Below are 13675 nucleotides of genomic sequence, written 5' to 3' on the forward strand. Positions count from 1 at the left end.
CCTTACCGCACCCGGGCCCACCCCTTACCGCACCCGCGCCCACCCCTTACCGCACCCGGGCCCGCACCTCCATCGCCTCCCGGGCCGCCCGCTCGCTCGCGTAGACCTCGCACATGTGCCGCCCGTCGGGCGTGGCCGTGTGCTCCACCTCCCACAGGCTGCACTCCGTACCGTCCAGCAGCACGAAGGCGTGCTCGTACAGGGTGAAGCCGGCGTCGCGGCCGTCCGCCAGGCACTGCCGGCTCCCGAAGGCCTGCGTGATCTGGTGCGCGTACGCAGAGGTCAGCAGCCGGGCGACCGCCGGCCCCGGCCGGTCCGCGTTCTCCGCCCGGCGCAGGACCCGGCGCGCGTGGTCCGCCGAGTCGTCCACCGCGTACATCCGGCGCTGCCGCGGCAGGCTCGGCCGCGCGAACAGGGCGCCCAGCACCGCCAGATCGTGCTCCGGGCCGTCGTCGGCCGCCAGCGCCGCGTACGCCGCGAGGTCCGCGGCCGAGAGGTCGTACTCCTCGCCGACCAGCCGGTCCACGGCCAGGCCCAGCTCCTCCTTGTCCGCGAACACCTCGTGCCGCAGGGCGCTCGCCCCGGGCGCGCGGTGGGCCAGCTCCCACAGCGAGACCGCCTCGCCGTCCGCCAGCAGGTAGGTGTGCCGGTACGCCTCGTGGTGCAGCCCGGTGACGGAGCTGTGGTGCGAGGAGTGCAGCGCGGAGCTGTGCGCGAGCGCCGTGCCGATGCGCTCGACCAACTGGTCGGGGAGGTCGAAGGAGTTCAGGGCGCGGCCCAGGAGTCGCTCGAGGTGGGCCTCGGTTGTCTCGTACGGATCGCTCAACGTGGTCTCCAGGCCGTCGCAGCTAGTCACTTCACGGATGCTCAACGTAGCCCCTGGGGCCGACATCCCGCCCGGGTAATCGAAAGACGTACGGCGCCCCCGCCGGGTTCCCGCCACCCGGGCGCACCGTCCCGGCCACCGTCTCCGCAGGTCGCCGCGCCGCCGCCGGCGTCAGTACAGGTCCCGGTACGCCGGGAACACCCCGCCCGGCCCGTCCACCCCCTCGGCCGCCAGCACCGCCCGCACCACCGCCCGCGCCAGCACGTCCGCGCCCGCCGCGAGCACCGCGTTGTACTCGTCCAGGTCCTCCGCCGGCCGTTCGCCGGCCGACAGGGCGAAGACCGTGTCCCCGTCGTGCATGAGGTGCACCGGCCGCACCGCCCGCGCCAGCCCGTCGTGCGCGGTGCCCGCCAGCTTGCGGGCCTGCGCCCGGGTCAGCCGGGCGTCCGTGCCGACCACGGCGAGCGTCGTGTTGAGCGGCGGCCGTACGAACCCGGCGGCGCGCTCCCGCGTCTCCTCCCGCGCCCGCTCCAGCCGGGCCAGCGCCGCCGCGTGCACCGCCTCGGCCGGGTACGCGATCCGCCCCTCGTGCATGCGCCCGTACAGCACCCCGGTCGCCGGATCGAGTACCGAGCCGACCGCGTTGACGACCACCAGCGCGCCCACGGTCGTCCCGGACGCCAGCCGGACGCTCGCCGACCCGGTACCGCCCTTCAGCCCCCCGGCCACCGCGCCGGCGCCCGCGCCCACCGAGCCCTGCGCCACCCGCGCGCCCACCGCCGAGGCGGCCGCCGCCGTCACCGCGGCCCGCCCCAGGGCGGCGTCGGGCCGGGCCCGCCAGTCGCCGCCCCGGCCGAGGTCGAACAGCGCCGCGGCGGGCACCACCGGCACCACCTGCCCCGGCTCCGGTCCGACCGGCACCCCGCGCCCCTGCTCCTCCAGCCAGGCCATCACCCCGGAGGCCGCGTCCAGCCCGTACGCGCTCCCGCCGGTCAGCACCACCGCGTCCACCCGCTGCACCAGGGCCAGCGGGTCGAGCGCGTCCGTCTCGCGGGTGCCGGGGCCGCCGCCGCGCACGTCCACGGCGGCCACCGCGCCGCCCTCGGGCGCGAGGACCACCGTGGTCCCCGACAGCGCGCCCGGCCCGGTCAGTTCGGCGTGCCCGACCCGCAGCCCCGCCACATCCGTCAGTGCGTCTACCCGGTCCATGCGTCATCCGTACCAGTTCTCGTCAACTTCCGCCCCGGCGGGCGGGTTTGGCGGGGGTTCATCATGGAATGCGGGAGTATGAGGCGCATGGCAACGAACACGACGGGCGAGGCCGTCCCGCGCCAGCAGGGCCGGCCCCGCACCCGACCTGACACCGAAGCGCCTCCCGCGGAACGGGGGTTGGCCTGGCTGCTGGCCGCCACCGGCGCCGCCGGGGTGCTGGCCTCCTGGGTCATCACCCTCGACAAGTTCCTGCTGCTGGAGGACCCGGACTTCAAGCCGGCCTGCAGCCTGAACCCCGTGGTCTCGTGCGGCAACGTCATGCAGAGCGAGCAGGCCGCCGCCTTCGGCTTCCCCAACCCGATGCTGGGCCTCGTCGCGTACGGCGTGGTCGTCTGCGTCGCCGTGGGCATGCTGGCCGGCGCCCGCTACCGGGGCTGGTTCTGGCTGGGCCTGTCGGCCGGCCAGCTCTTCGGGACGTCCTTCTGCGCGTGGCTCATGTTCCAGTCCCTGTACCGGATCAACGCCCTGTGCCTGTGGTGCTGCCTGGCCTGGGTGGCGACCCTGCTGATGTTCTGGTTCACGCTCGCCCGGAACGTCCGCACCGGGGTGCTGCCCGCCCCGCGCTGGCTCCGGGGCTTCTTCGGGGAGTTCCCCTGGGTCGCGCCGGTCCTGCACGTCGGGGTCATCGGGATGCTGATCCTGACCCGCTGGTGGGACTTCTGGATCGGCTGAACCGCCCGTCCCCTTCCGGTGCTTCCCCTGTGACGACTACAACGACGGGACCCCCGGCGGCTGGTGGCCGCCGGGGGTCCTGCACATCGCTCCACGGGCGTCACGGGCCCGGACGGGGAGAGGGAGCGGAGATCAGCTGCCCACCGCGCCGTTGCCGGAGAGCACCGGGATGTTGTCCAGGATGTGCGAGAGCGGCTCGTCGCCCTTGGCCTGGGTCGAGTTCTCGGTGCACTGCTGGGTCAGGTCGCCGGCGGTCTTCTGGTTGCCGTAGATCTGCTGGGCACCGTTGCCGTTGACGGTGTTGATCCCGTTGTCGTTGCCGATGGCCATCGCCGGGGCGGCGACGGCGGCGCCGGCGCCGACCACGGCGGCGGTGGCGGCAGCGGTGGCCATAATCTTCTTGAGCATGGGGTGATCCTTTTGTCGCACGAGTGCCCGCTAGTGGAGCGCCCTGATCAACTGGGCCCGGCGGGGGTTGGTTCCGCTGCTTCACTCAAACGGCCCGTGCGCATTGCGCTCTGTAGACGCGGATCTCACGGTGGGTGATGGGGGATTCGTCCCGATCGCAGTCCATCGAAGGAACACCCATGCACCCCAAGAAGGCGCCCCGCGTCCTGGTCCCGTCCGCGCTGTGCGCCGCCCTGTTGTTCGGCGCGGCCGCGCCCGCGGGCGCGGCGTCCGGTGACGACACCGCCGCCGCGTTCCGCAGCCGCCTCACCGACTCCACCGCCCACCGGCGCCCGACGGCCGGCGAGGTCGGCCAACGCCTCGCGGCCGTACGGGAGGTGGAGGACCAGATCGAGCGGCGGATCGAGCAGAAGGCCGACGAGCGCGCGGAGGCGGGTGCGGAGGACCGGTCGGCGGCGGCCGTCCAGGCCGGCCCGGTCGACGACCTGCTCGCCGGTCTGACGAAGACCCTCGGCGACCTGCTCGGCTCCCTCACCGGCCTGCTCGGGGGGATCAAGCTCCCGCCGATCGAGCTGCCGAAGCTGCCCGACCTGCCCATCGAGCTGCCGAAGCTTCCGATCGAGCTGCCCAAGCTTCCGATCGAACTGCCCAAGCTGCCCGTCGAGGTCCCCAAGCTCCCCGACCTCCCGGTGGAGGTTCCGAAGCTCCCCGTCGACCCGCCCGCCCTCCCGGACCTCCCCGTCGATCCGCCGAAGCTCCCGGACCTGCCGGCGGGCGCCCCGGACCTGCCGGTGGACGTCCCCGAACTGCCGGTGGAGGCACCGGGCCTGGAGGTGCCCGAGCTCCCGTGAGCCCCCCGCGGTCGCGGGCCCCGGATCCGCTCCGGGGGCCGCGACCGTGCATGTGGTTACGACTAATGGGCTGAACAGGGCGAGTTGGGGACCGACCCGTGTCGTTTCGCCGCGCCGCACCGTTTCGTTCGGTGTGAGCCCCGGATCGGGGCGGATCATCGAACAGAAGGTGCACTTCCCATGAACTCTGCCAAGAAGGCCGCTCTGGTCCTGGCCTCCGCCGGTCTCGCCGCGGGTGCGGCCGCCGGCTCCGCCGTCGCCGACTCCCAGGCGGATGGCGCTGCCGTGGGCTCCCCCGGCGTGCTGTCGGGCAACCTGGTCCAGGTCCCGGTCCACGTCCCGGTCAACGTCTGCGGCAACACCGTGAACGTGATCGCGGGCCTCAACCCGGCGTTCGGCAACGTCTGCGTCAACGACTGACGCAGCGGCCCGCTCGGCTCCCCGAGGCGCCCCCGGCTTCCGGCCGGGGGCGCCTCGACGTGTGCGCGGGGGTGTGCGCGTGCGGGTACGGGAGGCCGCGCCCGACCGTCGCGCAGGGGGGTGCGTGGGGGGCGACGCACCTCCGCCCGCGTCGCCGGAGGGGTCCGGGCGGCGCGGGCGGAGCGGTGCGGGGTGGTGCGGGGTGGAGAGCGATGCGGTGCGGGAGCCGTGGGCTCAGCCGCCGTTGACGTGCAGGCCGCCGAGCATGGGGGCCACCGCGGGCAGGGTGTCCGTCGCGCCGGAGACGGCGCCCATGACCTTGTCGGGAGCGTGGTTGCGGAAGTCGTTGACCCCCTCGACGCCCTGCACGGCGGAGTTGACCGCGGAGCCCTGCTCGGTCACGGCGTTCTCGAGGTGCAGCGGCAGGTCCGAGGTGGGCGCGGAGGCGGCGGCGAGGACGTCCATCGCCCCGCCGTTCAGGCTCATGGGGGCGGGGCCGTCGGCGGCGAAGGCGGGGGAGGCCGCTCCGAGCGCGGCCACGGAGCCGGCGACGACAGCGGCGACCTTCGAGAACTTCATTTCAGATCCCTTTCTCCAGCGGCGACCGTCGCGCCACTCGCGCCCTGCTCAACGATTCCTCCGCGCAACGGAAACCCCGTCGCCACCGCTTTCTTGCGGGGCGCTCGGACATGCGCTCGGACAAACGCTCGGCCGGAGAATCCCAGAGGGATCTCCGGCCGATATTTCTTAGTTTTTTCGATTCCCCCGACGGCCTCTGCTACGCCGACATGCTCCGGGAGCGCCGGTACAGGACGGCGCCGCCGAGCAGCAGGCCCGCACTCAGCGCGGCCGCGGGCACGAGCGCCCCGCCGGCACCGGTGGCGGCGAGCACGGGCACCTGCCGGGCCGGCATCGGCGCCGGGACGGGGGAGGGGGCCTCGGGCGCGGGCGCCGGGGCGGCGGCCGGGGGGCTCACCGGCGCCGGGGCGGGCGCGGGGGTCAGGTCGACCGGGCGGTCCTCCTCCGGGTTGGCCGGGGGCTGGTCCACGGCCGGTGCGGCCGGAGCCGGCGCGGCCGGGGGCGCCTCGACGACCGGGGCCGGCGCGGGCGCCGCGGGCGCCGGCGGTACCACCGGGGGAGCCGCCGGGACGGGAGCCGGCAGCTCGGCCGCCGGGGCCGGCGCGGGCTGGGCCGGGACGGGCGCCGGGGCGGGGGCCGGGAGCGGCGCGGGGGCCGGGACGACCGGGGGCAGGTCCTCCTGGTGGCCCTGCCGCGGTCGCGGCTCGGGGACCTCGTGGGGAGCGGGGGCCGGAGCGGGGAGCGGCGTGGCCTCGTGCACCGGCGGTGCCGGGTGCGGCTTCGGCCGGGGCTGCGCGTGCGGCCGGGGGGCCGGGTGCGGCGTGGCCGGGACGTGCGGCTTGGGGTGGGGCCGGGGCCCGGCCTCGTGCGCGGGCGGTGCCGGGTGGGGCTTCGGCCGGGGCTGCGCGTGGGGCCGGGGGGCCGGGTGCGGCGCGGGCTGCGGGGGGACGTGCGCCGCCGGCCGGGGCGGCGGGGCGCCTTCCTCGTCGCACTCCTCGTCGTGGCCGCCGTAGCCCGGGCCGCGGTCCTCCTCGGCGCCGGGGCCGTACGCCCCCTCGTCCCCGTGCGCGGGGCGGCCGGGTCCCGCGGGGCCGCGGTCGGCGTGGCGCCCGTACCCGGGTCCGCGGTCCTCCTCGTACCGCCCGCGGTCCTCCTCGCCGCCGTCGGTGCGGCGGTGGCGGCCGCGGCCCGGTCCGGCGTCCTCGTCGTGCGAGGGGTGCAGGTAGCGCTCGTAGTCCCGGGCTTCGGGGGCGAGGTGGCGCTCGTAGTCGTATCCGCCGCCGTAGCCCCCGCCGCCGTAGGAGTGGTGGACCTCGTGGCCGGAGCCGTTCCCGCAGTTGTTCCCGAACGAGGGGTTGAGCGCCCCGCCCGGATCCACGGTGTTGCCGCACACGTTCGGGGAGAGCGTGACCGGTACCGAGACGGCGTTGCCGGACAGCACGCCCGGGGAGTGCGAGGCCTCGGCGCTGGCCGCGGGGTGCGCGAACGCGGCCCCGGTACCGAGGGAGAGCAGACTTGAGGCCGCCGCGGCGGTGAGTACGCCCTTGCTCAGTACTTGTCGGCTCAGTACTTGTCGCATGGGTCCTTCCCTGTCTACCGGCGCGCGGCCGGTGCGGTAAGTCAAGGTGGCCTCGGAGTGCACCGCCGTGCACTCCGAGGCCACCCCGAGGAGGTTCGCCCTAGCGGGCGGCAGACGCGGCGTCGCGTCAGGCGTTGACGCAGGTGTTGCCGAACGCCGGGTTGAGCAGCGCGATGACGTTGACGGTGTTGCCGCAGACGTTGATCGGGACGTGGACCGGGACCTGGACCAGGTTGCCGGAGAGCACGCCGGGGGAGCCGATGGCCGCACCGTTGGCCTCGGAGTCGGCCATCGCGGGGGCGGCGGCACCGGCGGCCATCAGGACACCGGCGACGACGGCGGCTGCCTTCGTGAGCTTCATTTTCTGTCCTTTCCCGCAGCGGTGTTCACCGCATACACGACCCTCGTGCTGCGCACACAGTTTCCTGTCCGTACAACACCACTGCGAGCTGAGTAACGAGCTGTCCGTGAAAAAGAAACCGAGAATCCGGGACGGGTCTCGGGGCTTTCACTCCAATGCCTCCGCGAAAGGATCCTGAAGAAACCTTCCGGAGGATATCCGCGCCGGTTTTCGACGGTTATTCGCAGGCGCCGGCCGGAGCCTCGCGGGGGTATTCCCACCGGGGCCACCGGGGCGACCGGGCCCGGCGGGGCCGGCGCGCAGACGACGAGGCCGCCGCGACCCGGAGGGTGCGGCGGCCTCGTGGCGCGGGGCGGTCGGGACTAGCTGTTGACCGCGCCGTTGCCGGAGAGCACCGGGATGTTGTCCAGGATGTGCGAGAGCGGCTCGTCGCCCTTGGCCTGGGTCGAGTTCTCGGTGCACTGCTGGGTCCTGGGAGGCGCCGTTGCCGTTCACGGTGTTGACGCCGTTGTCGTTGCCGATCGCCATCGCCTGCGGGGCCATCGCAGCTCCGACGCCCACGACCGAAGCCGCGACCGCCGCCGTGGCCATCATCTTCTTGATCACTGTCATCCCTTTTCTGAGGATTGCCCGGTACAGGAGCATCCGGATCAACGGCCGGCGCCTGGTTTGGGTTGCGACCCTTCACTCGTTCGGCCGAGCACCCCCGGGTGCCTGCGGACCGGGTCGGGTCGCGCCGACCGGGGCGGGGCCCGGTGGGGCCGCCAAGTGGGCCGCGGGTGCTAGGCGTTGACGCAGGTGTTGCCGAACGCCGGGTTGAGCAGGGCGATGACGTTGACGGTGTTGCCGCAGAGGTTGACCGGGACGTGCACCGGGACCTGGACCAGGTTGCCCGACAGGACGCCGGGGGACTGGGCCGCCGCGCCCTGGGCGAAGGCGCCGTTGCCGCCCTCGCCGTGGGCGGAGGCCAGGCCCGCGCCGCCCATGATCATCGCGACCCCCGCGACGGCCAGGGTCGAGGTGCGGATCAGCGTCTTCTTCATCTCGTGTTTTCCCTTTCGGTTCGAACAATGGTGCACCGCATAACGACGCTCGGCCGTCAAGGGTGCGCACCATCGCCCGAAAGGCCGTACAAGCGAGTCCGACGTGATTTCCACCCCGATTTCTGACAAAGTGCACTCCTGTTTTGTCGCCTTGATCGAAATTGGAGACCGGGACATGTCGGAGGGTTCGAAGTCGACGGGGCGCAGGACCTTCCGCACCCTCGGCACGCTGTCCGGCCTGGGACTTTCCCTCGTCCTTCCGGCCGCCACAGCGGTCTCGGCACCGGCGGAAATGCCCGAGATTCCATTCACCCACCGTTACCAGGCTGTCCAGCACGGCGGATTCGTACGGGCGTCCAACTCCGGCATCAGCTGCTGGCGCCGCGTCGACCCCGGCGTCGAGCCCTGCGCCGCGGTCAGGCGCGGCGCCGCCGCGGTCAACTCGAACTTCGACATGCTCTACAGCGACGTCGACCAGGACCCGAACACGTACAACGCGACCCGTGCCGAACTGCTGCTCCCGCCCGGCGCCCGGGTCACCTACGCCCGGCTCTACTGGGGCGGCAACCTGCGGGTCGGGGAGCAGAAGCCGCCGGAGGACAACGGCCGGGTCCTGGTCGCCGAACCGGGCGGCTCGTACAAGGACGTGCTGGCCGACACCAAGGTGGGTCACCGCGACGGCGACGAGAGCGACGCCTACCAGGCCTCGGCCGACGTGACCCCCCTGGTGCGGAGGTTCGGCGGCGGCCTGTGGACCGTGGCGCAGCTGAACATCGCCAAGGGCAGCTCCGACGCGGGTGCCTGGGGCGGCTGGACCCTCGTGGTCGCGTACGAGAAGGCCGACGAGCCGCTGCGCCAGCTCTCGCTCTGGGACGGCTTCACCGCCCTGGGCGAGGACCCCGACGCGGACCCGGACGGGGACGCGGAGGACCGCGAGGGCGACGAGGGCGAGGACGACGTCCGGCCCGCGGACACCGGCCGGACGGTCGAGCTGACCGGTCTGGACGTCCCGGCGCGGGGTGCGGGCCGGGTGGGGGTGGTCGGCTACGACGGGGACCGGGGGGTGCGGGGCGACTCACTCACCGTGACGGCCAGCAGCGGGCGTCGAACGAATATCGGCGACGCCGAAAACCCGTTCAACGACGTGCTGAATTCCACGATCACGGATTTCGGGCGGTCTGCTTTCAAGCGGCAGCCAGATTATATGAACAATCTCGGATATGACGCGGACGTGTTCGACCTCGGTCCCGCACTGTCCGAGGGCGCCCGCAGCCTGCGCTTCAGGTTCGGCGCGGAAAACCAGGGTCAGTTCGTCGGCGTGCTCTTCGTACAGGCAGACGCGCGCCGCTGAATCGTACGGAGACCACTCCACGTGCAGTCAGACCACGCGACCGGCGGCGCCAGGCCGACGGTCCTCCACCTCGTCCAGCCCGTGGAGGGCGGAGTGGCCCGGGTCGTCACCGACCTGGTCCGCGCCCAGACCCGGGAAGGCCTCCGCGCCGTCGTCGCCTGCCCGCCCGGCGGCACCCTCGCCGACAGCGCGCGGGAGGCCGGGGCCGACGTACTGACCTGGCGGGCCACCCGTGGCCCCGGGCCCACCCTCGCCACCGAGACCGCGGCCGCCGCCCGCCTGCTGGCCCGGGTGCGGCCCGACATCCTGCACGCCCACAGCGCCAAGGCCGGCCTGGCCGGCCGGCTCGCGGCCCGCGGCCGGCCGCGCACCGTCTTCCAGCCGCACGCCTGGTCCTTCGACGCGGTCAGCGGCACCACGGCCGCCCTCGCCCTGCGCTGGGAGCGGATCGGCGCCCGCTGGGCCGACCGGGTGCTCTGCGTCAGCGAGTCCGAGCGGCGCGAGGGCGAGTCCGCGGGCATCGCCGGCCGCTGGGCCGTGATCCGCAACGGCGTCGACCTCGACCACTTCCGGCCCGGCGACGGCGACGAGAAGGCCGTCGCCCGGGCCGGGCTGCCGCTGCTGTCCCGCTCCGCACCCCAGGGACAGCTCGTGGTGTGCGTCGGCCGGCTGTGCCACCAGAAGGGCCAGGACCTCCTGCTGCGCGCCTGGCGCGAGGTGACCGCGACCGCCCCGGGCGCCCGGCTCGTCCTGGTGGGCGACGGCCCCGACGCGCTCCGGCTGAAGCACGCGGCCCCGCCCGGCGTCCTCTTCACGGGCGCGGCCGCCGACATCAGGCCGTGGCTTCGGGCGGCCGATCTCGTTGTACTGCCGTCGCGCTGGGAGGGCATGGCGCTCGCCCCGCTCGAAGCCATGGCCTGTGGCCGCCCGGTCGTGGTGTCCGACGTCAGCGGGGCCCGCGAGAGCCTGCCCCCCGGCCAGGCGCCCCTGTGCCTCGTACCGCCGGAGGACCCGACGGCCCTGGCCAAGGCGCTCGGCCGGCTGCTGGCCGAACCGGAGCTGCTCGACTCGCTGGGGCGCCAGGCCCAGGAGCACGCGCGTGCGGAGTTCGACGTACGGAGGACCACCGCCGCGGTCACCGGTCTGTACCACGAACTGCTGGGCCTGCCCCGGCTCTTGAACCAGGAGCGCAACAGTCGATGACGATGGAGAGCGCACACGCGCCGCACGCCGGGCGGAAGGGCGCCGCACCCACGGCCCTGCGCCGCTCGGCGACCTCGATCCACCCGCCGCGGCGGCCCCGGGCCGAGCGGGCCCGCCCGGCCGTGCGGCGGCGGCGGACCCGCCGCCACCCCGGCGCGGCACCGCTGCTCGCCGTCGACGTGCTGGCCGCCCTGGCCGCCACCGCCGTCCTGCCCGCCCTCGCCGGCGGGGGTGCGGACACCCTCGCCGCCGGCCCGGCCGCCGCGGCCGACCCGCTCGTGCTCGCCGGTCCGGTCGCCGCGGGCCTGGCGGTGCTGCACGCCCGGGCCGGGCTGTACCGGCCCAGGCTCGCCCCCTCCGCGCTCTTCGAACTCCCCGCCCTGCTGGGCCGGTCCGCCGTCGTGTGGTGCGCCGCGGCCGCCGCCGTCGCCGCGGCCGCCCCCCGCCACGCCCTCGGCTGGGCCGCGCTGGCCACCGCCGTCTGCCTTCAGGTCGTACTGACGTGCGCGGGACGCGGGTTCGTCAACCAGCTGCGCCGCCGGGCCGCCGTCCGCCACCCCCGCTCCACCCTCGTGGTCGGCCCGCTGCCCGGCGCCCGCCAGGTGGCCGCCGCCCTCCAGGGCCGGCAGGAGTACGGGCTGCGCCCGGTCGGCCTCGCCGACCCCGGCCTGGACCCCGAGGCCGCCACCGGCCCGCTCCCGGTGCTGACCAGCCACGAGGACGTCCGCCGCGCGGTCATCCAGAACGCCGTCCGGGTCGCGGTCTTCACCCGGCCCCCCGAGGCCGACGAGCGCACCGCCGCCCTGCTGCGGCTCTGCCACGACCACGGCTGCCGGCTCTGGCTCGCCGACGCCGCCGGCACCGCCCGGATCACGGGCCTGCGGGCGTCCCGGACCTCCGGAGCCGCGGACGGGCCGGCCGGTGCCGACCACGTGTGGGGCTACGCCGCCCAGCTGCTGCTGCCCCGCCCCGCCCGGCCCGTGGAGCGGGCGGTCAAGCGCCTCATGGACGGCCTGCTGGCGCTGGCCGCCCTGGCGCTGGCCGCGCCCCTGATGGCCCTGTGCGCGGCGGCCGTACGACTCGCCGACGGCCCCGGGGTGATCTTCCGGCAGGAGCGGGTGGGCCTGTACGGGCGCCCCTTCACCCTGCTGAAGTTCCGTACCCTGCGCGCCGACGAGCACGAGTCCGCCACCCGCTGGACCGTGGCCGGCGACCGCCGCATGAGCCGGGTGGGCAGCTTCCTGCGCAAGTCCTCCCTCGACGAGCTGCCTCAGCTGTGGAACGTCGTCCGGGGTGACATGAGCCTGGTCGGCCCGCGCCCCGAACGCCCCTTCTTCGTCGCCAAGTTCGCCGACGTCCATCCCGGCTACGAGGCCCGCCACCGGATGCCCGTCGGCATCACCGGACTGGCCCAGATCAACGGCCTGCGCGGCGACACCTCCATCGAGGACCGGGCCCGCTTCGACAACCACTACATCGACACCTGGTCGCTCTGGCAGGACCTGTGGATCCTGGCCCGCACGGCGGCCTCCTTCTTCCGCTTCCGCCTGGGAGGCAGCTGACCATGAGCGCCCCGCCCGGGGTGCGGCTCGCCGTCAGCGGCGCCGCGCCCCTCCCGTACCCGCCGCACGCCCCCGCCGCACCGTCCGCGTCCCTCGCGCGGCTGCTGCGCCGGCACTGGCCGCTGCTGCCGCTGGCCGCCACCGTGCTGGCGCTGGTCGCCCCGGTGCCGGCCGGCGACGCCACCGCCTCCGGCAAGGTCGGCCCCGCCGACGCGGCGTCCCTGCTGCTGGTCCTCGTGTGCGCCGTGCAGGCCCTGCGCGGGCGGGTACGGCCGCTCACCCCGGCGGTCGGGCTGTTCCTCGCGCTGCCCGCGGTGGGACTGGCCGTGGCCACGGTCACGGCGGGGGACCCGTACGCCGCGCTGCCCGGGTTCGTGCGCTACCTCCAGGTGTTCGTGCTGGTCCCGGGGGCGATCGTGCTGCTCGTGCGCGACGGGTGGGAGTTCCGGGCCGCCGCCGGCTGCTTCGCCGTCCTCGCGCTCGTCCAGGGCGGGGTCGGCGTCGTCCAGTACGCCACCCGGACCGGGGCCTCGTACCAGGGCGAGAACATCCGGGCGGTCGGCACCTTCGGCCCCGGGGACGTCATGGGCATGGCCACCGTCGTCGCGTACGGGCTCATCGCCGCCGCGGCGCTGGCGCTCGCGCCGGGCACCCCGCGCCGGCTGCGGACCCCGGCGGCCGCGGCCGCCGGGGTGCTGGTCGTGCCGCTGGTGCTGTCCTTCAGCCGGGGGGCGTGGATCGCCACCGCAGCCGCCGGGCTGGCCGTCATGCTGCTCGCCGGCGTGCGACGGGCGCTCGCGGTGCTGGCGGCGCTGGTGGCGGCCGGGGTCGTGCTGGTCGGCGGCCTCGGGGTGGGATCCGAGATGGTGGCCGAACGCCTGACCAGCATCACGCAGGTCAGCTCCGCCCCCGACCAGTCCGTCACCGACCGGTACACGATGTGGGCGGCCGCCGGGTCGATGTGGGCCGAGCGGCCGGCCGCCGGGGTCGGGCTCAAGGGCTTCCCCGCGAACCGGGACGCGCACTCCACGCTCGGCCTCTCCTCCGGCAGCGACACCGCCGGAGCGGGCCAGGCCTTCATGCGCCAGCCGCTGCTGTCCCCGCACAACATGTACCTGCTCGTCCTGAGCGAGCAGGGGCTCATCGGCCTGACCGCACTGGTCGGCGGCTGGGCCGCGGTCCTCGCCGCCGGCGTCCGGCGGGCCCTGCGGCCCGACCCGGGCGCGCGGGCCGTGCGGGACTGCGGGCTGGTGGCCGTGGGACTGCTGGTGTGGCAGCTGACGGACTTCCTGTACGCCGACATCGGCGGGCCCTCGACCGTGCTCACCGGCGTCGTCATCGGCCTCGCGGCCTGGTGGGCCCTGGGCTCCGCGGGCGCCCCCGGCTCCGCCCCGGGCGGCGCCGGCACCGAGAAGCCGGCCCGCACCGCCCTTCCGGCCCCCGAAGGCGCGGCGGTCGCGTGACGGAGACCGCGGCGCCGGTCCCGGGGGTGCCGCCCCCGGACCCCCGTGCCTCACACACCCCCGGACTCGGTCCGGGGGGACTCCC

At 75.1% G+C, this 13675-nt stretch carries 14 protein-coding genes and 1 pseudogene; 7 read left to right on the forward strand and 8 right to left on the reverse strand.

All coding sequences use genetic code 11. From position 1 onward, the window contains the following. Window positions 1-46: 46 nt before the first annotated feature. A complete protein-coding gene (locus IF43_RS0128620) occupies window positions 47-826 on the reverse strand; it encodes a DUF6227 family protein (RefSeq protein WP_030207040.1) in 780 nt (259 codons plus the stop codon). A 171-nt stretch (window positions 827-997) separates the two neighbouring features. Then, on the reverse strand, window positions 998-2035 hold the full coding sequence (locus IF43_RS0128625; protein WP_030207045.1) for a P1 family peptidase: 1038 nt from the start codon (window positions 2033-2035) through the stop codon (window positions 998-1000). Window positions 2036-2113: 78 nt separating this feature from the next. Here IF43_RS0128625 and IF43_RS0128630 point away from each other — a divergent pair, with 78 nt between their 5' ends. After that, on the forward strand, window positions 2114-2770 hold the full coding sequence (locus IF43_RS0128630) for a vitamin K epoxide reductase family protein (RefSeq protein ID WP_107048612.1): 657 nt from the start codon (window positions 2114-2116) through the stop codon (window positions 2768-2770). Window positions 2771-2902: 132 nt separating this feature from the next. Here the strand turns inward: IF43_RS0128630 and IF43_RS0128635 are convergent, their stop codons facing one another. Continuing rightward, complete coding sequence (locus IF43_RS0128635; protein ID WP_030207050.1) at window positions 2903-3178, reverse strand: hypothetical protein; 276 nt, start codon at window positions 3176-3178, stop codon at window positions 2903-2905. 179 nt (window positions 3179-3357) lie between these two features. Here IF43_RS0128635 and IF43_RS38370 point away from each other — a divergent pair, with 179 nt between their 5' ends. Both IF43_RS38370 and IF43_RS0128645 read left to right on the forward strand, forming a co-directional pair. Continuing rightward, window positions 3358-4029 carry a hypothetical protein gene (locus tag IF43_RS38370; protein WP_030207052.1) on the forward strand — a complete coding sequence of 224 codons (672 nt, stop codon included), beginning with the start codon at window positions 3358-3360 and terminating at the stop codon, window positions 4027-4029. Between the two features lie 180 nt (window positions 4030-4209). Continuing rightward, window positions 4210-4449, forward strand: coding sequence for a chaplin (locus IF43_RS0128645; protein ID WP_030207056.1), 240 nt, complete (start codon window positions 4210-4212; stop codon window positions 4447-4449). Window positions 4450-4683: 234 nt separating this feature from the next. Here IF43_RS0128645 and IF43_RS0128650 read toward each other — a convergent pair whose 3' ends face one another. From IF43_RS0128650 to IF43_RS0128665, 5 genes and pseudogenes are all read right to left on the reverse strand, one after another. Then, window positions 4684-5028, reverse strand: a complete 345-nt coding sequence (locus IF43_RS0128650; RefSeq protein ID WP_030207059.1) for a hypothetical protein — start codon at window positions 5026-5028, stop codon at window positions 4684-4686. A 199-nt stretch (window positions 5029-5227) separates the two neighbouring features. Beyond that, on the reverse strand, window positions 5228-6607 hold the full coding sequence (locus IF43_RS43765; protein WP_030207062.1) for a chaplin family protein: 1380 nt from the start codon (window positions 6605-6607) through the stop codon (window positions 5228-5230). A 127-nt stretch (window positions 6608-6734) separates the two neighbouring features. Beyond that, complete coding sequence (locus IF43_RS0128660) at window positions 6735-6968, reverse strand: chaplin (RefSeq protein ID WP_030207065.1); 234 nt, start codon at window positions 6966-6968, stop codon at window positions 6735-6737. Window positions 6969-7330: 362 nt separating this feature from the next. Next, window positions 7331-7574, reverse strand: a pseudogene (locus IF43_RS39940) (hypothetical protein). Window positions 7575-7750: 176 nt separating this feature from the next. Next, the gene (locus IF43_RS0128665) at window positions 7751-8011 is read right to left on the reverse strand and encodes a chaplin (protein ID WP_030207069.1); all 261 of its coding nucleotides are present in this window, start codon (window positions 8009-8011) and stop codon (window positions 7751-7753) included. Between the two features lie 292 nt (window positions 8012-8303). On the opposite strand from IF43_RS0128665, the gene IF43_RS0128670 reads away from it, so the two are divergent. The 4 genes from IF43_RS0128670 to IF43_RS0128685 all read left to right on the forward strand — a co-directional run bounded on the left by IF43_RS0128670 (window position 8304) and on the right by IF43_RS0128685 (window position 13590). Further along, the gene (locus IF43_RS0128670) at window positions 8304-9362 is read left to right on the forward strand and encodes a DUF3344 domain-containing protein (RefSeq protein WP_234332573.1); all 1059 of its coding nucleotides are present in this window, start codon (window positions 8304-8306) and stop codon (window positions 9360-9362) included. Window positions 9363-9383: 21 nt separating this feature from the next. Then, window positions 9384-10565 (forward strand): glycosyltransferase, encoded by a 1182-nt coding sequence (locus IF43_RS0128675; protein ID WP_037890461.1) that lies wholly within the window; start codon window positions 9384-9386, stop codon window positions 10563-10565. Next, a complete protein-coding gene (locus tag IF43_RS0128680; RefSeq protein WP_030207076.1) occupies window positions 10562-12127 on the forward strand; it encodes an exopolysaccharide biosynthesis polyprenyl glycosylphosphotransferase in 1566 nt (521 codons plus the stop codon). The genes IF43_RS0128675 and IF43_RS0128680 overlap by 4 nt, the downstream gene beginning before the upstream one ends. Window positions 12128-12231: 104 nt before the next feature. After that, the gene (locus tag IF43_RS0128685; RefSeq protein WP_234332574.1) at window positions 12232-13590 is read left to right on the forward strand and encodes an O-antigen ligase; all 1359 of its coding nucleotides are present in this window, start codon (window positions 12232-12234) and stop codon (window positions 13588-13590) included. Window positions 13591-13675 lie beyond the last annotated feature (85 nt).

Origin of the sequence: Streptomyces sp. NRRL S-87 (assembly GCF_000719335.1) — a bacterium.
Lineage (GTDB): Bacteria > Actinomycetota > Actinomycetes > Streptomycetales > Streptomycetaceae > Streptomyces.